The 20,134-nt window shown below is 68.1% G+C and carries 17 protein-coding genes, 2 tRNA genes and 1 pseudogene; 10 read left to right on the top strand and 10 right to left on the bottom strand.

Features of this window, described 5'->3' with window-relative positions; genetic code table 11:
• Positions 1-21: 21 nt before the first annotated feature.
• Positions 22-1,551: a peptide deformylase gene (locus PCA76_RS31865; RefSeq protein ID WP_272614204.1), complete on the top strand. Its 1,530-nt coding sequence runs from the start codon at positions 22-24 to the stop codon at positions 1,549-1,551.
• A 68-nt stretch (positions 1,552-1,619) separates the two neighbouring features.
• Here PCA76_RS31865 and PCA76_RS31860 read toward each other — a convergent pair whose 3' ends face one another.
• Positions 1,620-2,735 carry a globin domain-containing protein gene (locus tag PCA76_RS31860; RefSeq protein WP_272614203.1) on the bottom strand — a complete coding sequence of 372 codons (1,116 nt, stop codon included), beginning with the start codon at positions 2,733-2,735 and terminating at the stop codon, positions 1,620-1,622.
• Between the two features lie 146 nt (positions 2,736-2,881).
• Between PCA76_RS31860 and PCA76_RS31855 the strand changes: the two genes are divergently transcribed.
• Positions 2,882-3,652, top strand: a complete 771-nt coding sequence (locus tag PCA76_RS31855; protein WP_272614201.1) for a CPBP family intramembrane glutamic endopeptidase — start codon at positions 2,882-2,884, stop codon at positions 3,650-3,652.
• 4 nt (positions 3,653-3,656) lie between these two features.
• On the opposite strand, the gene PCA76_RS31850 is transcribed toward PCA76_RS31855, so the two are convergent.
• Complete coding sequence (locus PCA76_RS31850) at positions 3,657-4,889, bottom strand: hypothetical protein (RefSeq protein WP_272614199.1); 1,233 nt, start codon at positions 4,887-4,889, stop codon at positions 3,657-3,659.
• Positions 4,890-5,034: 145 nt separating this feature from the next.
• Here PCA76_RS31850 and PCA76_RS31845 point away from each other — a divergent pair.
• The 4 genes from PCA76_RS31845 (at position 5,035) to PCA76_RS31830 (ending at position 7,119) form a co-directional block, all read left to right on the top strand.
• Positions 5,035-5,125 (top strand) — tRNA-Ser (locus PCA76_RS31845).
• Positions 5,126-5,160: 35 nt separating this feature from the next.
• Positions 5,161-5,236: transfer RNA gene (locus PCA76_RS31840), tRNA-Arg, on the top strand.
• A gap of 307 nt (positions 5,237-5,543) precedes the next feature.
• Complete coding sequence (locus PCA76_RS31835) at positions 5,544-6,401, top strand: NucA/NucB deoxyribonuclease domain-containing protein (RefSeq protein ID WP_272614198.1); 858 nt, start codon at positions 5,544-5,546, stop codon at positions 6,399-6,401.
• A gap of 106 nt (positions 6,402-6,507) precedes the next feature.
• Positions 6,508-7,119, top strand: a complete 612-nt coding sequence (locus PCA76_RS31830) for a hypothetical protein (protein ID WP_272614197.1) — start codon at positions 6,508-6,510, stop codon at positions 7,117-7,119.
• A 252-nt stretch (positions 7,120-7,371) separates the two neighbouring features.
• On the opposite strand, the gene PCA76_RS31825 is transcribed toward PCA76_RS31830, so the two are convergent.
• The 4 genes and pseudogenes from PCA76_RS31825 to PCA76_RS32930 form a co-directional block, all read right to left on the bottom strand.
• Positions 7,372-7,842, bottom strand: coding sequence for a tyrosine-type recombinase/integrase (locus PCA76_RS31825; protein ID WP_272619781.1), 471 nt, complete (start codon positions 7,840-7,842; stop codon positions 7,372-7,374).
• 85 nt (positions 7,843-7,927) lie between these two features.
• Positions 7,928-8,224 (bottom strand): annotated as a pseudogene (locus PCA76_RS31820) (transposase); the annotation flags it as partial.
• Positions 8,225-8,326: 102 nt separating this feature from the next.
• Positions 8,327-9,781, bottom strand: a complete 1,455-nt coding sequence (locus PCA76_RS31815; RefSeq protein WP_272614195.1) for a ricin-type beta-trefoil lectin domain protein — start codon at positions 9,779-9,781, stop codon at positions 8,327-8,329.
• Between the two features lie 429 nt (positions 9,782-10,210).
• The gene (locus PCA76_RS32930) at positions 10,211-10,867 is read right to left on the bottom strand and encodes a CGNR zinc finger domain-containing protein (RefSeq protein WP_442930181.1); all 657 of its coding nucleotides are present in this window, start codon (positions 10,865-10,867) and stop codon (positions 10,211-10,213) included.
• Positions 10,868-11,529: 662 nt separating this feature from the next.
• Here PCA76_RS32930 and PCA76_RS31805 point away from each other — a divergent pair.
• From PCA76_RS31805 to PCA76_RS31795, 3 genes are all read left to right on the top strand, one after another.
• Positions 11,530-11,730: a hypothetical protein gene (locus PCA76_RS31805; RefSeq protein WP_272614193.1), complete on the top strand. Its 201-nt coding sequence runs from the start codon at positions 11,530-11,532 to the stop codon at positions 11,728-11,730.
• Positions 11,731-12,344: 614 nt separating this feature from the next.
• Positions 12,345-12,527 carry a hypothetical protein gene (locus PCA76_RS31800; protein ID WP_272614192.1) on the top strand — a complete coding sequence of 61 codons (183 nt, stop codon included), beginning with the start codon at positions 12,345-12,347 and terminating at the stop codon, positions 12,525-12,527.
• Positions 12,528-12,952: 425 nt separating this feature from the next.
• Positions 12,953-14,491 carry a non-reducing end alpha-L-arabinofuranosidase family hydrolase gene (locus PCA76_RS31795; protein WP_272614191.1) on the top strand — a complete coding sequence of 513 codons (1,539 nt, stop codon included), beginning with the start codon at positions 12,953-12,955 and terminating at the stop codon, positions 14,489-14,491.
• A gap of 122 nt (positions 14,492-14,613) precedes the next feature.
• Here the strand turns inward: PCA76_RS31795 and PCA76_RS31790 are convergent, their stop codons facing one another.
• The 4 genes from PCA76_RS31790 to PCA76_RS31775 all read right to left on the bottom strand — a co-directional run bounded on the left by PCA76_RS31790 (position 14,614) and on the right by PCA76_RS31775 (position 19,037).
• The gene (locus tag PCA76_RS31790) at positions 14,614-15,213 is read right to left on the bottom strand and encodes a class I SAM-dependent methyltransferase (protein WP_272614190.1); all 600 of its coding nucleotides are present in this window, start codon (positions 15,211-15,213) and stop codon (positions 14,614-14,616) included.
• 78 nt (positions 15,214-15,291) lie between these two features.
• Complete coding sequence (locus tag PCA76_RS31785; RefSeq protein WP_272614189.1) at positions 15,292-15,762, bottom strand: MerR family transcriptional regulator; 471 nt, start codon at positions 15,760-15,762, stop codon at positions 15,292-15,294.
• Positions 15,762-17,261, bottom strand: a complete 1,500-nt coding sequence (locus PCA76_RS31780; protein WP_272614187.1) for a SulP family inorganic anion transporter — start codon at positions 17,259-17,261, stop codon at positions 15,762-15,764. Before PCA76_RS31780 ends, PCA76_RS31785 begins: the two co-directional genes overlap by 1 nt.
• Positions 17,262-17,549: 288 nt before the next feature.
• On the bottom strand, positions 17,550-19,037 hold the full coding sequence (locus PCA76_RS31775; protein WP_272614186.1) for an MFS transporter: 1,488 nt from the start codon (positions 19,035-19,037) through the stop codon (positions 17,550-17,552).
• Between the two features lie 293 nt (positions 19,038-19,330).
• Between PCA76_RS31775 and PCA76_RS31770 the strand changes: the two genes are divergently transcribed.
• Positions 19,331-20,086 (top strand): SDR family NAD(P)-dependent oxidoreductase, encoded by a 756-nt coding sequence (locus tag PCA76_RS31770; RefSeq protein ID WP_272614185.1) that lies wholly within the window; start codon positions 19,331-19,333, stop codon positions 20,084-20,086.
• The last annotated feature ends 48 nt before the right edge of the window (positions 20,087-20,134 follow it).

Raw genomic sequence — 20,134 nt, 5'->3', positions numbered from 1 at the left:
TCCCCGGCCACGAGGAAGCTGATGACGACCTCACCCCTCGAACGGGCTGCCGACTCGTTCGCGGCCGAGCTCGCCCGGCAACGGACCGGGCGAGGGCTGTCCAAGAAACAACTGGCCGTCCTGATGGGGTTCGACCCGTCCTACGTGAGCCACGTCGAGGGGCGCCGGCACCGCCCGACCGAGGACTTCGCCCGCCGCGCGGAGGCCGTCCTGGAGGCCAGCGGGGCGATCTGGCAGCGCTTCCGGGAGTACGACGACCTACGGCACGCCCGCGCGGGTCAGCCGCACCGTGAGCTGTACCAACCCGGACAGTGGCTGCCACCCGGCACCGGCCTCGTCGTGGAACGGGAACTCGCCACCCTCACCCACACCGACGACGGCTACCGGTGCGTCATCTACCGCGAGCTGTACAACGCCGGCACCGAGCCGGTCACCCGCTACCTGGTCCGGGTCGCCGTCGACCGATACCCGAACGACCCCGGCCGCTCCAACCGGCACCACCGGGAGCACCCACTCACGTTCGCCGAGCTGCAACTACAGGCCCGCCGAGACGACAACGGCGGTGACCCGGAGCCCATGCACTGGCGCGCTAAACACGATCGGGACGCGTTCAAGGAGATCTGGCTGCTCTTCGAGAACGGGGAGCGGCGCTTCCCGCTCTACCCGGGCGACCGGGCCACCATCGAGTACGCGTACAGCGTCGGGTACGACAAGTGGGGCCCCTGGTTCCAACGTGCCGTCCGCCTACCGACCCGACAGCTCGCCGTACGCCTGGATCTGCCCGCGACGCTCGACCCGCAGGTCTGGGGTGTGGAGACCTCGCTCTCCGCGGAGGAGGGCCCCCTGCGGACGGCACCGCAGCGCCATGACGAGGATGACCGGGCGATCTTCGACTGGCAGACCGACGACCCACCGCTGAACGCCCGCTACCGGATGCAGTGGCGCTTCCGCGCCCGCCCGGAACCCGACCCGGACGGCGGCACCGACGGTACCCGGGTCCGGCCCAGCGACCGGATGCGCGGCCTCGGCATCGTGCAACGCGGCGCCGACCTGCTCGGCCAGCGCGTCCGCCCGTTCGACCTGCCCGGGGAAGAGCAGATTGCCCGGGACGTGGTCGACCGGCTCACCACGGCCCTGGCCCGGCTCGACGAGCTGCACCCGTTCAGCAAGGGGGTGGGCGTCGCCGCCCCGCAGTTCGGCATCGGCCGGGCGGCGGCCGTGGTGCGGCCCCCCGACCGGTTGGCCGAGCCGGTCGTCCTGCTCAACCCCCGGGTGGTCGACGCCGCCCCGGACACCGACGAGCAGTACGAGGGCTGCCTCTCCTTCTTCGATCACCGAGGTCTGGTGCCCCGGCCGCTGCGACTGGACGTGGAACATGCCCAGTGGGACGGCAGCCGGATCATCACCTCGTTCGAATTCGGCATGGCTCGGCTGGTCGCACACGAGATCGACCACCTGGAGGGACGGCTCTACGTCGACCGGATGGCACCCGGCGTGCCGTTGGTGCCGGTGGAGGAATACCGCGAGACCGGGCACCCCTGGCGCTACTGACCATTGGGGGACCGGGGCGCGTGCCCCAGGGGGCGGGGGCACGCGCCCCGGTGTGGGGGGAGGAACGTCTAGAGGTCACCGAAGGTGTCGTAGCGGATGTGCGGCGGCGGCACGTCGTCCGCGGCGAGCACCCGCAGCGTCGACCGGACCATCCGGGCCGAGCCGGAGACGTAGCAGTCGTGGGTGGTCCACGGGCCGTACCGGGCGACCACGTCCGCGATGTCGCCCAGCTCACCGTCGAAGTCCGGGTCCTCACTGCAGGCCGCGGTGACCGACAACCACGGGTGTACGGCGACCAACTCCTCCAACCCGGCCTGGCCGTACAGGTCAGCCGCCTGCCGGGCGCCGTAGAAGACGTGCACCCAACGGGTCCGGTTGAAGGTGGCCAGCTCCTCCACCAGCGCCTTGATCGGCGCCAGGCCGACCCCGCCGGCCACACAGAGGATGTCCCGTTCCGAGGAACGGTCGAGGGTCATCGACCCCATCGGCGCCGCCAGGCGGAGCAGGTCACCCGGCCGCACCCGACGCACCAGCGCGCCGGACACCCAGCCGGCCCCCGGCGACCGCACGTGGAACTCCAGCACGTTGTCGTCGTTCGGGGCGTTCGCCACCGAGTAGTTCCGCCACACCCGGGGGTGGTAGCGCGGCACCTCCAGGCTGACGTACTGCCCCGCCTGCCACCGCAGCGGATGCTGTAGCGCCCGACAGGTCAGCACGGCGGAGTCCGGGCCGTACCGCTCGTGGGTGAGCACCTCGGCGTGCCAGAACGGCGGGTCGTCGTCGGCCGCCGCCCCGGCCACCATCAGGGCGGCGATCGCCGCGTACGCCTCCCGCCACGCCTGGTCGTACTCCAGGTTCCATCCGTTGCCGGCGGTGCTCCGCAGCGCGTCCAGCAGCGCGACGCCCATCGTCGCGTAGTGCCGGTCGTCGACATGAAACTTGCGGTGGTCGCGGCCCAGCGCCCGGAGAAACTCGTCGAAGCTCTCCGGATCGTCGACCGTGTGGATTGCCGTGATGATCGCTTCCAACAGGCGGTCGCCCTGGCCGGTCATCTGCACCGGAAAGAGTTGCCGCAGGGCGGGGTCGAGCAGGAACAGCCGGGCGTAAAAATGGCCGCTCAGCTGGGCCCGCTCGTCCTCGACCAGGGTCCAGCTCTCCTTCAGCAACCGCGCGAGGTTGTCCACGGGGGCGCTCCTACTCCAGACGGCAGCGGATCGGGCGCCCATAGAATCTCCACGGAGCGTGTCTACTGGTCGCACAGAATGTGCGATCGGCTCATGCTGGCCGGTCGGCCATGTCACCGGTGCTGCCCGTCGGGCAGAGTGGTGCGGTGACCGTTGAGCTGACCCGCCCGGTGTCCCGCCGACTGCTGGGCACCGAAACGCTGCTGGTCCTCGGCCTCTCGCTCGGCCAGTCCGCGGTCTACGCGGTGGTCTCGATCATCGCGAAGCTGACCGCCGAAGGTCCGCTCTCCAAGCAGACCGCCTCGCTGAACACCTCGGCGTCGGCCCGACCCTGGCTGGACCTCACGTACCAGCTGCTCGGCATCGTCTTCGCGCTGCTTCCGGTGCTGCTCGCCGTGCACCTGCTCAGCCGTGACCCCGGCGACCCGGCGCGGACCCTCGGCCTGGACGCCCGGCGGCCCGGTCAGGACCTGGCCCGCGGCGCCGGCCTGGCGGCGCTGATCGGCCTGCCCGGGCTGGCCCTGTTCTGGGTGGCGGCCCAGTTGGGCATCAACGCCACGCTGGTGCCGGCCTCGCTGCCGGAGGTCTGGTGGGCGGTCCCGGTGCTGATCCTCGCCGCCGTGCAGAACGCCGTGCTGGAGGAGGTGATCGTGGTCGGCTACCTGGTCACCCGGCTGCGCCAGCTCCAGTGGCGGCTCGCCGCGATCATCGCCGCCAGCGCGCTGCTACGCGGCTCGTACCACCTCTACCAGGGCTTCGGCGCGTTCGTCGGCAACGCGGTGATGGGCGTCGTGTTCAGCTTCTTCTACCTGCGCACCCGACGGGTGATGCCGCTGGTCATCGCGCACACCCTGCTCGACGTGGTCGCGTTCGTCGGCTACGCGTCGCTGCCCCGGGAGTGGTTCGACTGGCTCTGACCGGTCAGCGCGGGCCGGTGCGGTAGACGGCCACCGTTCGGGCCGCGAGCCGGTCGGCCGCCGCCGCGTCACCCAGCGCAGCCGCGAGCACCGCCGCGCCCGGCAGCAGTCGGGCCACCAGCCGCAACGCAACCCAGCCGCTGGCCTGCGCCGTCAGCGGCGCGGCCAGCCGCCAAGCGGCCTCCGCCGCCCTCGGCCACTCCCCCTCGACCGGGTCACCCGCCGTCTGTGCGGCAGCGAGGGCTGCCTCCGCGCTCGCCGTGTCCGGGTGCACCTGGGTGAGCACCAGCAGCTCGACGGCCCGGTCGGGGTGCGCGGGATCCTTGCCGTACGCCGCGGCCAGGTGCAGCACCAGGTTCGAATGCGACCACAGCACCACGGCCAGCTCGGCCAGCGGTGCGAAGAGACCGGCCAGCGCCGCGGTCGCCCCGCCCGCGCCCGCCGAGCGGACGAACCGCCGGGTGGCCAACCGGGCCAGGCCGTCCGCCGACGCGTCCGGATACCGGGCGCGCAACCGCGCGGCCCACTCGGCCGCGCCCGGCCCGAGCGCCCGCACCGCAGCCAGGGCCAACAGCTCCGGCGCGAAGCCCGGATGATCGAGTACGCGGGCGACAACGGCCCGCAGCTCCGTTTCCGGGGTACGCGCCAGCGCCGGCGCGGTCTGCTGCTCAGTTGCCGGGTGCTGCTCTACCACGGTTTCCGCTGCGGACTTTCTCGGCGTGGTGCTCTTGCGAGGCGTCACCGCTCGTTTGGTGGGGCTCGCGGCACGCTTGCTCGGGGTCGCTGCCGGCGTGCTCGGGGTCACCTCGGCCGACGCTTCGGCCGCTTTCCTGGTGGCGGCCTTGCGAACCGGGGTGGTCCGGGCCTTCGGCGTCCGGAGAGCCGGCTCGACGCCCGCCGCCGGGCCTGGCTGGTCCACGTCCGCTGATTTGCTCACCGGGCCTGGCTGGTCGACTTTGCTCGGCGGGTCGGGCTGGTCGATGCTCGCTGGGCCGGTCGGTGCGGGCCTCGGCTGTCGGGGCAGCGGGCGGTCCGGCTCCGGTGGCTGGAACAGCACAGCCGGGGCGGCCTTGGCCCGTCGAGGACGCTGGCTCGCCGGAGGGGTTGCCGGCGGTGCCGCCGTCTCCGCGGGCTGCTCGGTGGCAGTCGGCGGCGTGAAGGTGGCCTGCGGGGAGCGCCGACGCGCTCTTTCAGCAGGCTCTCGACGGGTCGGCTCGCTGGACGGCTGCTCCTGCATATCGATGGAGCGTAGTCCCGAACGCGCCGCCGCACAGCGGCGAAACACGGGGGCGGGCAGCCCTGGTGGGCGTACCCCGGAAGTCGTTTTGCTCCCGGTGGGTGGCGACCTGTATCCTCGGGCGCGGTGGTCTGCTGGCCACCGAGGAGACTTCGCCTAGTCTGGTCTATGGCGCCGCACTGCTAATGCGGTTGGGGTCTTAAAGCCCCTCCCGGGTTCGAATCCCGGAGTCTCCGCGCGAAAGCCGGGTGTGTAGACTGGCTGAGCACAAGCGCCCGTAGCTCAATGGATAGAGCATCTGACTACGGATCAGAAGGTTAGGGGTTCGAGTCCCTTCGGGCGCACCACTTGAGCAGGGAATATAGCCAATCGGCTATATTCCCTGCTTTCGTATGGGTCACGTGTGGGACACGGTTGTGACACACGTTTGCGCAGGTCAGAGGCCGTTTTTTGGCGGTTGCACCCCTCAAGAGGCTTCCCCGACGTCCGAGCAGCCACGGAGCAGCCCCGTCTCACTGGTTGGGATTTCTGGGTGCGAAAATGGGACGCCAGTTCCCGTCCTGGTGTAGCAGCAGCGGTGACGGTCTTCCGGCGGCGGGGTCGCGCACGGAGGCGTGCCTGATCACCGGCCTGACATTGACCACGGAGCGCACCGTGAACGGCCGGCCCACCGTCACAGGCGCATTGAGCATGGACGTCTACGACTTCACCTATGGGTCGGTGAGCCTGCCCAACTGGATCCACCAGATCGGTGTGTCGCCGTGGTCGGGGTGGGGTGACGCCCGCAATTCCACGGTGACCGGCACGATGTCGGCCGTCGGTGACTGCGTACTCAACGGCACCTCGTCGTTCCCGGTGCAGTCGCTGGCGCCAGCGAACAACACCAGCCGTGTCGGGGAAGCCGGCGCTCGGACCACCGCGACGGCTGTCGGCGCTGTCGGAGAGTGCACAACGACGTGGGTCCTGAGCCTGCAGCCTGTCGGTTACCCGCAGGCGACGGAATCGTTCGCGATGGCGGAGATCATGTGCGACAACGTCGTGGGCGCGAACGGTTTCCGTCCGGCGCGGGTGGGCTGCGTAGTGCCGTGGTACCCGGCGCAGGTGCTCTACAGCCAGAGCAGCTACCCGAGCCTGGCCTCGCACGTGTCGCGTGCTCAGGCTTCCGGGTTGCCGGGGGCGACGTTCGACAACCCGCTCAACCGTAACGTCGAAACTGCGACGATCAACCTCAACCGCAGTCGGGCCTGCGGGGACGCGCCGAGCATCGCCGGCAAGAGCTGCGACGAGTACCCGCTGGCGACGACTTTCCAGGGTCTTGCGTTCGGCGGTAGCCGACGTACGTTCTCCGGCTGCAGCATCAACGCGCCCACGAACCTCAGCGGCCCGTCCGGAGCCAGCGCATGCATGATCACCGGTAGTGAGAACAACGCCCAGGGCGCCTTGATGGCTGCCTTCTTCTACGACTACCGCGTGCTCCACAGCGACCCGTACCGAGTCGGTATCGGAAGCTGACCGACACGATCCAACAGCGCAGCACGTCGCGGGGCGCCGGCACAACTAGGCGCCCCGCGATGCTGCGCCCCGAAAGCCCGAGGAAAGGTAGGGCAGAATGATGCCCATGACGCATCCGGTGCGCATACATGTTCAGGATCACGGCTTCTTCGTCACCGACCGCGACGTGGACACACCGTTCGAGACCATGGACTACTGCACCGGTCTGGCCGGCGTCATGGACTCCGCGGCGCTGATCGCCACTGGCATTGACCGCGGCTACGTCGAGGTCACCGCAGCCGCGTCGCTGGTGCAACCAGGCTTGGACACCGAGGAGCAGTGGAACGATCTCGCTTCCTGGGAGGACGTCGCGGAGGTCAGTCTCTACGTGCCTAACGGTCACCTGACCGTCGAGCAGCTCGAACTGTCGCCGCTGGAGGAACGACCGCAACTTCCGGTGCTCAGCTCGGGCGGCCCGGGTTATTACCGGCTGCGGATGTATGCCAGTGGCCGGGATCGCCACTACGACAAGGTGGTCGATCAGTCCGGCGAGCGGTTTCACTTCCTGGCCTGGCCCGCGCCACCGCAGGCACCGCTGATCATCAAGGCCGGATCTCGGTGCGGCTATGGCCTGCGAATGACTCCGCTCGCATCGTCCGCGGCCGTGGCGCCACTGCCGGCGGTCAAGGACGAGGCTGAGCGTCAGGCGGCGCAGCAGCGCAACTTGCTCGAGGGCTGAGACCTCGCGGCTTTGACGTTTTACGACTCTGGGGTCTCTGGGATCTAACGGCAACTCTCCGGGTCAACACGTTGGCAGCAGGGGTGTCGGTGTTTCTGATCATGGCCTTGGTAGGCCCGAGGCGACGTGAGCACGACCAGGCCAACGCCCGGTGAACGGCGGCAACCTTGCTGGGTTCGGTTGCCCGCTCGTCGGGAGTTGGCCTGGTCGTGCTCGCTGCGTCTCGTCAGCGGTGTTGCGTTTACGCAGGTATCAGTTGGGCTTTGCCGTGCGGTAGGTGCGACGCAGCGTGGCTTTGCGCCGTTGCTTGACCTTGCGCTGCCGGCAGGCCTTCATTCTGTTGTTGTCCGGTTCTTGGCGTGGCGTGTTCTTCGCCGTCTCATCCTGTGGGTCGGGGTCGCGGGTGAGTTCGATTTGCCGCTTGATTTCCGCGCCCGGTTTGGCAGCAGCGATGAGGTAGGTGGCGGTGGCGTCGGCTGCTTTGCGGGCTGCCGGCGGAAGGACGGTGGTGTAGACGTCGGCGGTGAGGCGGATGTTGGAGTGCCCGAGTTGGTGTTGGATGGTTTTGATGTCCACGCCGGCGGACTGGGCGAGGGAGGCGGCGCCGTGCCGCAGGTCGTGCAGGCGGATCGGTGGGAGTCCGGCGCGGCCGATCAGGAGGCGTAGGCGTTGGGTGAGGTAGCCGGGGTGCAGTGGCAGTCCTGTGGGGGCTGGTGAACACATCGTTGAGCAGGAGCGGATCCCACTCAAGGTGGCTGTGGCGGCCGTACGACGGATCGTCAACGACACACAACTCCCCTAAGAACTCCTAACTCTTTGAGTGTTGGAGTCGGCGCCAGCAGATGATGGCGCAGGCGAGGGTGAGGAAGGCTTCGTGGATGTCGTCGCGGATCTCCCAATGGATGCGGAGGCGGCGGAACCAGTGCAGTAGGGCGATGGTCTGTTCGACGACCCATCGTCGAGTGCCGAGTCCGGAGCCGTGGTCGGTGCCGCGTCGGGCGATGACCGGGGTGATGCCTTTGGCGCGTAGGTCGCGGCGGTAGCAGTCGTAGTCGTAGCCGCGGTCGGCGTAGATCCGCTTCGGGCGTTGTCGTGGCGAAGCGCGCCGGACAAACCCGGCGCTGGTCGTATCCCGGAACGCGCGGAAAGGGCGCGGGAGCCTGTCCGCTCCCGCGCCCTGACCGTCAGCGTGCCCCTCGGCCGGCCGTCACGCGGCCTTCACGAAGGACTGTGCGGCTGATCCGTTGCAGTCCCATATCTGTAGTCGCGCGCCGTCCGCTGTCGAGCCTTGCGGGGAGTCCAGGCACCTGTTGGAGTTCGGGTTGCGCAACCGGTTACCTTCCTGGACCCAGTTCTGTGCGCCGCTGCCGTTGCAGTCCCAGAGCTGCACCCTCGTGCCGTTGGCCGTACCCGCGCCGGTGACGTCGAGGCACCGGCCCAACGTCCGCAGGGTCTGGCCGTCCCAACTCCACTGCTGGTCCCTCGAAACAGAAGGCCCCTGGCACGTCCACAGCTGCACGGCCGCGCCATTGCCGCCCGTGTCGTTTCCGCCCACGTCCACGCATTTGCCGCCCGGCCCGTTGATCTGCGTCGCGGGTCCGCCCGTGGAAGGCGGCGTCGTGCCCCCGCCGTCCTGGTAGTAGCGCACGTAGTCGATCGATGCGGTGAGCGGGAACTGGCTCTGCACGGGGTTCTGTCCGGGGTACGTGCCGCCCAGCGCCAGGTTGAAGATGACGTGGAACGGCTTGCGGAACTCCTCCAAGGTCGCCGGTGTCGTGTCGATCACGTGCGTTTGCACACCGTCGATGTACCAGCGGATCTGCGCGGCCGTCCACTCGATCGCATAGACGTGGAAGGCCGCGGCGTTGTTGACGGCGGGGTTCGCGACGTAGTTGGCGTTCTGACCCGCTGTCCACGGGAACACGCCGGTTCGGAGATCCCAGAAGATGTTGTTCGTCACGGTCGCGTTCGCGTTCGCGTGTTCCATGATGTCGACCTCGCCGCAACTGGCCCAGTTGGTGGGCAGGCGGTCGTAGTAGGTCTGCGCTGGGTTGTAGGCGTTCGTGGACGTCTCGTCGCACGAGTCACCGAGCATCCAGAAAGCCGGCCACGAGCCGGCGGCGGTCGGGAGCGCCATGCGTGCCTCGATGCGGCCGTACTGGAAGGACCTCTTCGTGTCCGTCGTCATGCGGCACGACGTCTGGTAGAAGTTGCGGCCGTTGACCGTGATGGGCGTCGTGAGCCAGTTGGCGCGCATCACGAGGTTGCCGCCGGACTGCGTGCAGTTTTCGGGGCGGTACCACTCCCACTCGCCGTTGCCCCAGCCGTCGAAAGTATTGAGGCCGGGGTTGAGGCCGTTGCCGACGTTGTAGTTCCAGTTGGCGCTGCTGGGCGCGCCGGACCCGTTGAACTCGTCGGCCCACACGAGGTTCCACGCGGCCTGTGCGGGCTGCTGCTGGATGACCACGCTGCCGACCAGCGCAGTGACGGCCGCGGTGAGGAGGACCATGAGGCGCCGGCGGCTGCGTGATAGCGCTCGGTCCGCGAAACCTGCATTCCTGATCTTCATGTCGGGGAGCCTCGCTTTTCCATTGGGGATGACGGATCGACGCCATGCCCGGGGCGACCCCGCGGCCGGACACGGCGAGTGGGCGACGGACACTCCCGCCCGGGGCGACCGAGAGTGCTTTTCCTAGACAAGCAATGTGAGCCATCAACGCGTGAGAGCGCTCTCACGCTAACCACACGGATCAACTAATGTCAATGGCTGATGAACGCCGTGTTTCCGGTACATCCGTTCCCCCGACTGCTCAACAGACGCGGAACCCTACGTTGGGGTCTTGGCGCTGTTTGGGGGACACGGTGTCCGCCTCGCGGCGCCAAACGTGCGTCAACCTTTCGAGATGCTTGAAACGTTGAATCAGATCGCGAGCCGGACACGGGGGCACGCCTCGACGGGTGTCCGCCATGGTGCGTCAAGGTCCACGCCGGGGAGGCGTCGGGTAGTTCGGGTGACCGGGCCCGGCGGCACTCCCGGACGGTGATGACAACCCACGAAGGTGAGGTCAGCGGGATAGAAGTGGAGATCTTCTCACTGGAGCACCGTGACCAACCCGAGGAGAGCATGCCCACGGCGGTGTTCGTGTCGGCCCAGGATCCGCTGAGCCTGGCCGACGCCAACTATCTCGCCACATCCATCAGGAAGGCGGTCACGTTGGCCCGCCAGACGCACCGGCCGTACTGGCTGAAGCGGGCGTGTCCGTCCTGGTGCATCGCGTTGGGTCCGCAGCGATCGTGGCTGCTCGGTGGCTGCTCGTCCGACGAGCATCCCCCTCGTCCCGGCCGGTCCGTCTGGGTTTGGGCGCGTCCGGTCGGTGACGACGAGGTCGGGGCGGCAGTTGGCCGCGTACGTGAGCAGGGCCTGCGCGTCTGCGACGGCCGCGACGATGTCGTGGCCAGCGCGTTCGAGGATTCGCACCAACCCTTCGCGGAGCAGGGCCGCGTCACCCGCGTCACCCTGATCGGGCCCGGCGGCGGCGAAAGCCGCCGTCCGGGTCCGGTTCTGGCAGGTGAGCGAGCAGAACCGGCGGTGAGCGGCCGGTGGGGCATCGGCGTAGACGTCGGCGCACTTCTCGTCCGCGCAGACTCCGAGGCGGCCCAGGTGCGCGGCCAGATGGGCCCGCAACGCGAGGGCGACCGCCGCCAGTCCCGCCCGGTCCGGGTCGTCGACCGACCAGGACTCCCGCACCCGGCCGTCGGCCGGTTCTCACCGCGCTCAACACATCGTCTCGACGGGTCGATCCATAAGCACACCTCTTTCCCTTCTGGCCGAGGCGGTCGATCTACGAGCCGATCGATCGGGCATCTACCGCCGGCTGGCTGACGTCGACCAACGCCGCGATAGATCCGTGGCTGCTCGGTGGCTGCTCGGGCGACGGGGGACGGGCGTGGATTTACCTGGACGCAGCCGGATTTCTTCGGCTATCGCGAGCCCACGCGCTAATCGATGGTTAGCGATGGCAGTCGCACGCAGCGCCCGGACCAGCAAGGACGTGGCTGGACGGGGTTGGACTAGGGAGGTTGCGGACCGACTCGATTTGGAATAGAGTGCTATTTGGGGAAGACCAACATCTACTTCGGACTACGGATCAGAAGGTTAGGGGTTCGAGTCCCTTCGGGCGCACAGAGCAAGAGGAAGCCCCCGACCAGCCAAAACGGCAAGGTCGGGGGTTCTTTCATGTCCCCCGGAATCAGGCTTCGAGCGGCGGTGGGAGCCATGTTGGGAGCCACCGATTCCTTACCGCTCGAACAGCGCACGGGTGGGGCGGGCAAGCTGACCGAGGAGATCCCGCGAGCCCGAGGCGTGCGGTTGCGAACCCGAACGCTGATGGGCAGCTCTCAAGTGACCCTATGGAGAGCAACGTGCACGTAGACCCGAGCCCGCCGATGCGGGAATACGTAGGCTTCATCTGGATCGACGACAAGCCTGGCATTCGCCTGCGCATCCTTGCCACGTCTCTCGATGAGGCGAGCTCTCGCGTCATCGGGGAGTACGGAGAAGGGCACGTCATTTCCATCTGGAACGAGGAAGACGCATCGAGCGCGCGGTAGTACGGCGACAACTGGCCGACGGCTCCGGCCGTGGGTCGGTGGGAGCCACGGGCGGGAGCCACCGGGGCGAACGGGTGCGGACGCGAAGCAGTTTTGGGAATCTACGGATCAGAAGGTTAGGGGTTCGAGTCCCTTCGGGCGCACAAACAGCCCCCTAGCAGGCCAGGTCAACTCGTTCCACCTCAACACCTGCGAGCGGTGATTCAAGATCCACTCAGTTGGGGACCCGTTGCGGCACGTATCGAAGCTGATCATACCGGCGATCGCGTATCACGAGCGCGGCACCCTCGACGGCTTCTGGGACCACCCGCAGGGTCCGTTGCCGTACCTGCGGGCGAACTGGCTGTTCGCCATGGACCAGTGGACGATCTCCGGCATCCTGACCGACGTGCCGTACGGACGCGGTATCGCGAGTGGCGGTCCGGTGAACGGCTCACTGTGGACCCTGCGGTACGAGGTGCTCTGCTATTTCATGCTGGCGGCACTGGCGGCGGCCAGCAGGTGTTCGCCCTACTCATCGGCGTGCGGTACGGATTCATCACGTACCTGGCGGCGTCGACTGCCGGCACGGTGTCCTCGCGGCACTCTCCTGGCACCTGGTGGAGCGGCCAACCATGTCGCTGAAGGATCTGGCCGTGCCGCTGCCCGCCCGCTGGCGAACGCACGGCGATGTCTCCCCGACCGCCGCAGGCCCCGGCTCCGTTGCCACGACGACGGCTGACGTGTGGCCTTCGGACATGCCGGCTCAGGCGGCTGTCACCGCGACGGCCGTCCACGCGTCCAAGGTGCCGGGCTGAGAGGTGCGCCCTCCCGCGCCAAGGGCCGGTTCGGGCACGCTCCACCATGGGTGGGCGTCGATGTTAGCGTCAACGTGCCGCCATCCTCAACTGCCCCTGCCGCAGTCCTGCGACGTCGGCAGAGGTGGTGGCCTGCGGGGAGTCGGTGAGGAGAGATCGCGCCAAGGGCTGCGGTCCATCATCGACTGATGTTCCCAGCAAGTTACGTCTTGACGAACGGCATGTTATCGCTCACAGTCGATGGCTAAGGACGACGACACCTCTGGCTTACCGGGCGAGCCTGCTTCGTCGACCTCGAATCAGGCGTGCATCAGGGCATGCAGGCGTCTTGTTAGCGCTAACTTCTCCGACGCATGCGCCCCGCAACGTGTCGCGGTACGCCCATCTTCGGGCAGACCGTTCGGCTTGGTCATTGAAGGAGGATCATGTCTGCCCTTGATAGGTCTCCATCGATCGCGCCGCCATCGCGGCGGCGTGGGTGGTTGCTGCGGGTCTTTGCCGCTGGCGCGATGGCGGTGGCGGTCGGTGGTGGTGCCGCAGCGGTGGTGTCGTCACCCGCCGCCGCGGCGACGGTCGACACGAGCGCGTGGTACGTGTTGATCAACCGCAACAGCGGCAAGGCCCTGGACGTGTACAACCTGGCCACGAATGACGGCGCGCGGATCACCCAGTGGGCCCGGAACAACGGCAACCAGCAGCAGTGGCAGTTCGTCGACTCCGGCGGTGGCTACTACCGGGTGAAGTCGCGGCTGTCCGGCAAGGTGCTGGACGTCTACAACTTCTCGACCGCCAACGGTGCCAGCATCGTGCAGTGGACCGACGGCAACGGCACCAACCAGCAGTTCCGGTTGGCCGATTCCGACAGTGGCTACGTCCGGTTGATCAGCAGGAACAGCAACAAGGCGGTGGAGGTGCAGGGCGCTTCGACCGCCGACGGTGGCAACATCGTGCAGTACGACGACTGGGGCGGCAGCAACCAGCAGTGGCAACTCGTCCGCGTCGATGGCGGGGGCAACCCCACCACTCCGCCGCCGACGACGCCTCCGCCGGGCGGCACGTGCAACCTGCCGTCGACGTACCGCTGGTCGTCGACGGGTTCGTTGGCGAACCCGAGGTCGGGGTGGGTGTCGCTGAAGGACTTCACCGTCGCTCCGTACAACGGTCGGCAGCTGGTCTACGCGACGACGCACGACTTCGGGTCGAGCTGGGGGTCGATGAACTTCGGGCTGTTCACGAACTACTCGGAGATGGCGTCGGCCAGCCAGAACGCGATGAACTCGGCCACTGTCGCGCCGTCGTTGTTCTACTTCGCGCCGCGCAACATCTGGGTGTTGGCCTACCAGTGGGGTGGCACGGCGTTCTCCTACCGGACCTCCAGTGATCCCACGAACCCGAATGGGTGGTCGGGGGCGCAGACGCTGTTCACCGGGAGTATCTCCGGTTCCGGCACCGGGCCGATCGATCAGGCGGTCATCGGTGACGGCACGAACATGTACCTGTTCTTCGCCGGCGACAACGGCAAGATCTACCGGGCCAGCATGCCCATCGGGAACTTCCCGGGCAGCTTCGGCTCCACCTACACGACGATCATGAGCGACACCACGAACAACCTGTTCGAGGCCGTTCAGGTCTACAAGCTCCAGGGCCAGGACCGGTACCTGATGATCGTCGAGGCGATCGGCTCGCAGGGCCGCTACTTCCGTTCCTTCACCGCGACCAGCCTGGGCGGTTCGTGGACCCCGCAGGCCGCGACCGAGAGCAACCCCTTCGCCGGCAAAGCCAACAGCGGCGCCACCTGGACCAACGACATCAGCCACGGCGAGCTGCTACGGACCAACGCCGACCAGACCATGACCGTTGACCCCTGCAACCTGCAACTGCTCTACCAGGGCCGTTCCCCCAGCTCCGGCGGCGACTACGGCCTCCTGCCCTACCGGCCGGGCCTGCTGACCCTGCAACGCTAGGCCCACTGACGCACGGCCACCGGCCGGCGTCCAGGATCGAACGCAACGGAACGGGCGGGCCCGGCGCAACGCCGAGCCCGCCCGGTTCACGTAGCGGGTGTGCGCTGCCGAAAGCACCAGCCTCACTCGATTGGTGTGCCGCTGACGCAGGTGAGCACCTGACCCTGACCGCGAGTGGCGCTCGATCTGGTGGTGGCGAAGCCGTGAGCTTCGAGCAGCAGTTCGGTCGCGGTGAGGTTTGCTGTGGCGTGTGCGGCCGTGGGCCGCTCGCCGAACACGTAGAGCTGTCCCCCCGGTGCCAGCAGGCTCCGCATCCGGTCGACCTGCTGCGTCGCGTCGCCCAGCCAGAACAGGCTGAGGTTCACCGCGAAGATCTTGGTGAAGCGGTGAGCTGGGAGGTCGGCCGACTCGAATTCGGTACATCGAATCTCGGCCCTACCGGCGTTGATGTGGCCCATGTTCCGTTCGGTCGCGAGCCGCACCATCGTCGCGGCGCGGTCGATGGCGACGATCCGGCCGGTCGTGAGTCGGCTGGCGACCAGGGAAACGGCGGCTCCCCGACCGCATCCGATCTCCAACACCTGGTCGTCGGGCCCGACGCCCATCGTCTCCACCGCCCATCGCTGCCGATGGGCTGTCGTCGCCTGCGGCGGTTGGTCCGGTGTGGGGACGGCGCCAGCACTGGAGGGACCCGGATCGCGGATCGGCAGAGTGCACCTCATGACATCACTCGGCGGCGCCTGCTCTGCTCACGCATTCAATTTCACCTTTCCGGACGAGTCAGTGCACCGTGTCCTCGGTCACCTGTCCATGGCCCGGGGCAACCGTGCCGCTCTGACCGTGGGGTCGCCGTGGTGGTCGAGTCTGTCGCGCAGCGTGCTGGCGAAGCCCTCGGCCATGGTCAGTTGGTCGCGGAGCGCGGTGACGCGGGTGGTGGCGGCGGTGTGAAACATGCCCAGCCGATCGAGCAGCGTGTCCCGGTCGGTGCCCGTTGCGGTGTCGAGGGCATCGAGGACGGCGAGCAGGTCGCGCATCTCGTCGAGGGTGAACCCGAGGGGTTTCATCCGCTTGACCACGGCGAGGCGGTCGAGGTCGGGTTCGGCGTACAGACGGAAGCCGCCCTCGCTGCGTGCGGAGGGGACGATCAGGCCCGCGTCCTCGTAGTGGCGGATGGTGCGGATGCTCAGCCCGATGCGTTCGGCGGCCTCGCCGATCTGCATCAACCGGCCTTCGGTGTGCCCCGGCCCTACCGCACGGCTGGTGGCGGCCATCAGTGGCCGACGCCGAGCTGGCCCGCAAGGGTGGCGTGAATGTCGGCGCTGGGCTTGTTCAACTCGATGATCTCGACGGTCTTGCCCCGGGTGGCGTACTTGGTGGTGATCGCGTCCAGGGCGGCGACCGAGGAGGCGTCCCAGACGTGGGCGTGGGTCATGTCGATGACCACGTGGTCCGGGTCGTTCGCGTAGTCGAACTGACCCACGAGATCGTTGCTGGAAGCGAAGAACAACTCGCCGCGTACGGAGTAGATGCGGGTGCCGCCGTCCGGGTCCAGAACACTTGTGACATCGACCAGGCGAGCGACCCGACGCGCGAAGATGACCATGGCGGTGAGCACGCCGACCACGACGCCGACGGCGAGGTTGTGGGTGGCCAGGGTGGTCGCGACGGTGGCGAGCATGACGATCGTCTCGCCGTACGGCATCCGCTTGAGCGTCTTCGGCGCGACGGAGTGCCAGTCGAACGTCGACACCGCCACGATGATCATCACCGCTACCAGGGCAGCCATCGGGATCACCGCGACCACGTCGCCGAGCGCGACCACCAGGATCAGGAGGAAGACGCCGGCCAGGAAGGTCGACAGTCGGGTCCGGGCGCCGGACGCCTTGACGTTGATCATTGTCTGGCCGATCATCGCGCAGCCGCCCATGCCCCCGAAGAACCCGGTCACGATGTTGGCCACGCCCTGTCCCCAGGACTCGCGGGTCTTGTTGGAATGGGTGTCGGTGATGTCGTCGACCAGTTTGGCGGTCATCAGTGACTCCATCAGCCCGACCAGCGCGATCCCCAGTGCGTAGGGGGCGATCACGGTGAGGGTGTCCAGCGTCCACGGGATCTGGGGCAGGCCGAGGGTGGGCAGACTGTCCGGCAGGGCGCCCTCGTCGCCGACGGTCGGCACCGCCGCGTGCGCGGCCACGGTCACCACGGTCAGCACCACGATGGCGACCAGCGGTGCCGGAACCGCGCGGGTGAGGCGGGGCAGCCCGACCATGATTGCCAGGGCGACGGCGATGAGCGGGTAGACCAGCCACGGCACGCCGAGCAGGTGCGGAACCTGGGCGGCGAAGATCAGGATGGCCAGGGCGTTGACGAAACCGACCATGACGCTGCGCGGAATGAACCGCATCAGCTTCGCCACGCCAAGGACCGCGAGCAGAATCTGGATCGCGCCACCGAGGATCACCGCCGCGATCAGATAGTCCAAGCCGTGCTCCTTGACCAGCGGCGCGACGACCAGGGCGATGGCTCCGGTCGCGGCGGAGATCATCGCCGGGCGGCCGCCGCAGATGGCGATGGTCACCGCCATCGTGAACGAGGCGAAGAGCCCCACCCGGGGGTCGACCCCGGCCAGGATCGAGAAGGAGATCGCCTCCGGGATCAGCGCGAGCGCAACGACCAGGCCAGCGAGAACCTCGGTGCGGAACACCTTCGGCGACAGCCAGGACGGGCGGGACAGACGCGGCCGGGGCGGCGCGGACAGCACAGGAGACATACAGCCATTTCCACTCGGGCGTCACCTGGGACGCGCCCAACCATCGCCCACCGATCAGCAGAGGTCGGCGGGGCGGTCCGCGGATGTCGTCACCCGGGACATGGCACGGTCGTCGCAGGAGGCCTTTCAAGTCCCACCACGACGACCGGCACCGACCGTACTCTTCCGTGAGGGGAGAGTAGGTCCAGCGTGGCGACCGTCACCGGCACTGCGGAAACCGCCGATGAGCGCCGTTGCTGGGGAATCGACTGGATTGCGAGGCCGCTACCGCACGCGGAGTCGCACCGATCAGTGCACGGCGACCGGTGTGACATCCGAGAGCTCGTCCGCCGAGGCCGGGACGTGCTTCGGAGCCCCGGCGTTCACCATGACCGCGGAGACCAGGGCTGCCGCGACCACGAAGCAGACGGCGACCCAGTACGCGACCGAGTAGCCGTGCATGAGCGCCTCGTTCCGCTCGTGCGTCGGGGCCGCCGAGCCGCCGTGGGAGAGCAGGTAGGTGGCGGCCGAACTGGTCGCGATGGTGTTGAGCAGTGCGGTGCCGATCGAGCCGCCGACCTGCTGTGAAGAGCTGATCATCGCGGAGGCGACGCCGGCGTCCTGGGGAGCGACGCCGTGGGTGGAGATGCTCATCGCGGGCATGAACGCGGTGCCGATGCCGAGCCCGATCACCGCTTCGGCGAACGCGATCTCCAGGAAGCCGCTGTTCGCGTCGAGCAGGGCGAGCAGTACGAGACCGACCGTGGTGACGAGATAGCCGCCAACCATGATCGGCCGGGGGGCGATCCGGTGCGCGAGGCGGGCGCCGATCTGCGTGGCCCCGATGGCCTGCGGCACCGCCATCGGCATGAACGCCAGGCCCGCCATGACCGGCGACCATCCCTTGACTTGCTGGAAGTAGTAGCTGAGCAGGAGGAACATCCCGAACATGCTGACGATGGCAAGACCAACCGAGAGGTACGCGGCGGCCCGGTTGCGTTCGGTCAGGACGCGCAGCGGCAGCAGCGGAGACTTGACCCGCGCCTGAACCACGATGAAGGCCGTCAGCAGCAGCACGCCGGCGACGAACGATCCGATGGTCACACCAGCGGACCACCCGTGGCTCTCGGCGACGCTGAAGCCGTAGACCAGGCCGACGAGTCCGAGGCTGGCCAGCAGGACGCCGGGAATGTCGAGGCGGGAGCGGTGCCGCTCTCCGTCGTCGTGGACGGTGCGACTGGCACCCAGGATGCCGATGATCGCGATCGGGACGAGGACGAACATCGCAAAGCGCCAGTTCAGATACTGGGTTAGCAGACCGCCGACGATCAGGCCGACGGCGCCACCGGCGATCGAGACCGCGCTGAACACGCCGAAGGCCTTCGCGCGCTCCCTCGGCTGCGTGAAGGACAGCGAGATCAACGAGAGCGTGGCCGGCGCGAGCAGGGCCGCGAACACGCCCTGCAGCGCGCGAGCGGTCAGCAGCATCGCGGCGTTGGCCGCCAGGCCACCGATCGCGGAGGCGATCGCGAAGCCTGCCAGCGCGATCAGGAAGGTGCGCTTGCGTCCGGCCATGTCACCGATCCGGCCACCGACCAGCAGCAGACCGCCAAAGGCCAGACCGTACGCGGTCACCACCCACTGCCTGCTCCCGTCGGTGAAGTGCAGCGCCTGCTGCGCCGAGGGGAGCGCGATGTTCATGACGGCCCCGTCGAGCACCACCATCAGTTGAGCGATGGAGATGAACAACAGGGCCTTCCACCGCTGAGACTCCGGGACGGCGTGACGTGTAGGCATGACTGTTCCTTAAAGGTGAATTGTCCGATCTTGCTCGGGTTCGCCCAACGCTAACGGCGTTGTGGAACGGCCACCAAAGAATGTGCCAGCGATTACAGCCCCAGACGGGTAGCTATACCGGAGTTCCGGGCCGGCAGGGCGGGAGAAACACGCCATTTGTTCGGAAAGCTGAGGTTGTCGAGGACCTGTTGTGAGCGCAGTTACTTTGTCGACTGTTCCAGAAACGGCTAGCGTTCCGGCTCGCGAAGCCCTGCGGTCGCAGCGGCTTACCAGTCGAGTGAATGTGAGACGAGATGTCTGGACGGTTGGATTCGAAGGTGCTGGTCGTGACCGGCGGCACGCAGGGCATGGGCCTGGCGTTCGCGCAGCGGGCGGCCACGGAGGGTGCCCGCGTCGTCATCGGTGCCCGGGACAAGGACCGGGGCGAGGAGGTGGCCGCGCAGATCAGGAACGCGGGCGGTAGCGCCCTGTTCGTGCCGACCGACGTGACGGTCGAGGAGGAGATGGCGCGGCTCGTCGACACCGCGGTGTCCGAGTTCGGGCGACTGGACGGCGCGTTCAACAACGCGGGCGGCGGCCCGATGGCCAGCGTCCGCGAGACCGACAGCGACAACTGGCACCGGTCGCTCGCCCTCAACCTGACGAGCGTCTTCTACGGTCTCAAGTACGAGATCCCGGCGATCATCACCTCTGGCGGTGGCGCGATCGTCAACAACGCCTCGGTCTCCGGCGTCCGGGGTGACGCGACGCAGGCCGCCTACAACGCGTCGAAGCACGGGGTCATCGGCCTGACCCGCTCGGCGGCACTCGACGTGGCGCGCTCCGGTGTGCGGGTCAACGCCCTGGTCACCGGTCTGATCGACACTCCACTCTGGCAGGGTGTCGTCAGCCAGGCCCCGTCGACCGCGGAGCGTTACCTGTCGATGCAGCCGACCGGACGTGCCGGCACGTCCGACGAGGTTGCCGCACTCACCGCGTTCCTGCTGAGCGACGAGGCGACCTTCATCAGCGGTGCGTCCATCGCCATCGACGGTGCCCTCACCGCCTGAGGCGCTGACGAATACACCTTGGCCGGTTCCGGGGCGGCGGCCGTCAAT

The organism is Micromonospora sp. LH3U1, from assembly GCF_028475105.1.
GTDB lineage: Bacteria > Actinomycetota > Actinomycetes > Mycobacteriales > Micromonosporaceae > Micromonospora.
The sequence above is the reverse complement of the archived record's forward strand: the minus strand, read 5'-3'. Positions and strand labels throughout refer to the sequence as shown.

What these genes read in the sequence shown, in the direction of transcription:
- PCA76_RS31865 (WP_272614204.1), top strand. Translation starts at nt 22, where the DNA reads ATGACGACCTCACCCCTCGAACGGGCTGCCGACTCGTTCGCGGCCGAG.
- PCA76_RS31850 (WP_272614199.1), bottom strand. Translation starts at nt 4,889, where the DNA reads ATGCAGGAGCAGCCGTCCAGCGAGCCGACCCGTCGAGAGCCTGCTGAA.
- PCA76_RS31830 (WP_272614197.1), top strand. Translation starts at nt 6,508, where the DNA reads ATGACGCATCCGGTGCGCATACATGTTCAGGATCACGGCTTCTTCGTC.
- PCA76_RS31825 (WP_272619781.1), bottom strand. Translation starts at nt 7,842, where the DNA reads ATGTGTTCACCAGCCCCCACAGGACTGCCACTGCACCCCGGCTACCTC.
- PCA76_RS31805 (WP_272614193.1), top strand. Translation starts at nt 11,530, where the DNA reads ATGGAGAGCAACGTGCACGTAGACCCGAGCCCGCCGATGCGGGAATAC.
- PCA76_RS31800 (WP_272614192.1), top strand. Translation starts at nt 12,345, where the DNA reads ATGTCGCTGAAGGATCTGGCCGTGCCGCTGCCCGCCCGCTGGCGAACG.
- PCA76_RS31795 (WP_272614191.1), top strand. Translation starts at nt 12,953, where the DNA reads ATGTCTGCCCTTGATAGGTCTCCATCGATCGCGCCGCCATCGCGGCGG.
- PCA76_RS31790 (WP_272614190.1), bottom strand. Translation starts at nt 15,213, where the DNA reads ATGAGGTGCACTCTGCCGATCCGCGATCCGGGTCCCTCCAGTGCTGGC.
- PCA76_RS31785 (WP_272614189.1), bottom strand. Translation starts at nt 15,762, where the DNA reads ATGGCCGCCACCAGCCGTGCGGTAGGGCCGGGGCACACCGAAGGCCGG.
- PCA76_RS31780 (WP_272614187.1), bottom strand. Translation starts at nt 17,261, where the DNA reads ATGTCTCCTGTGCTGTCCGCGCCGCCCCGGCCGCGTCTGTCCCGCCCG.
- PCA76_RS31775 (WP_272614186.1), bottom strand. Translation starts at nt 19,037, where the DNA reads ATGCCTACACGTCACGCCGTCCCGGAGTCTCAGCGGTGGAAGGCCCTG.
- PCA76_RS31770 (WP_272614185.1), top strand. Translation starts at nt 19,331, where the DNA reads ATGTCTGGACGGTTGGATTCGAAGGTGCTGGTCGTGACCGGCGGCACG.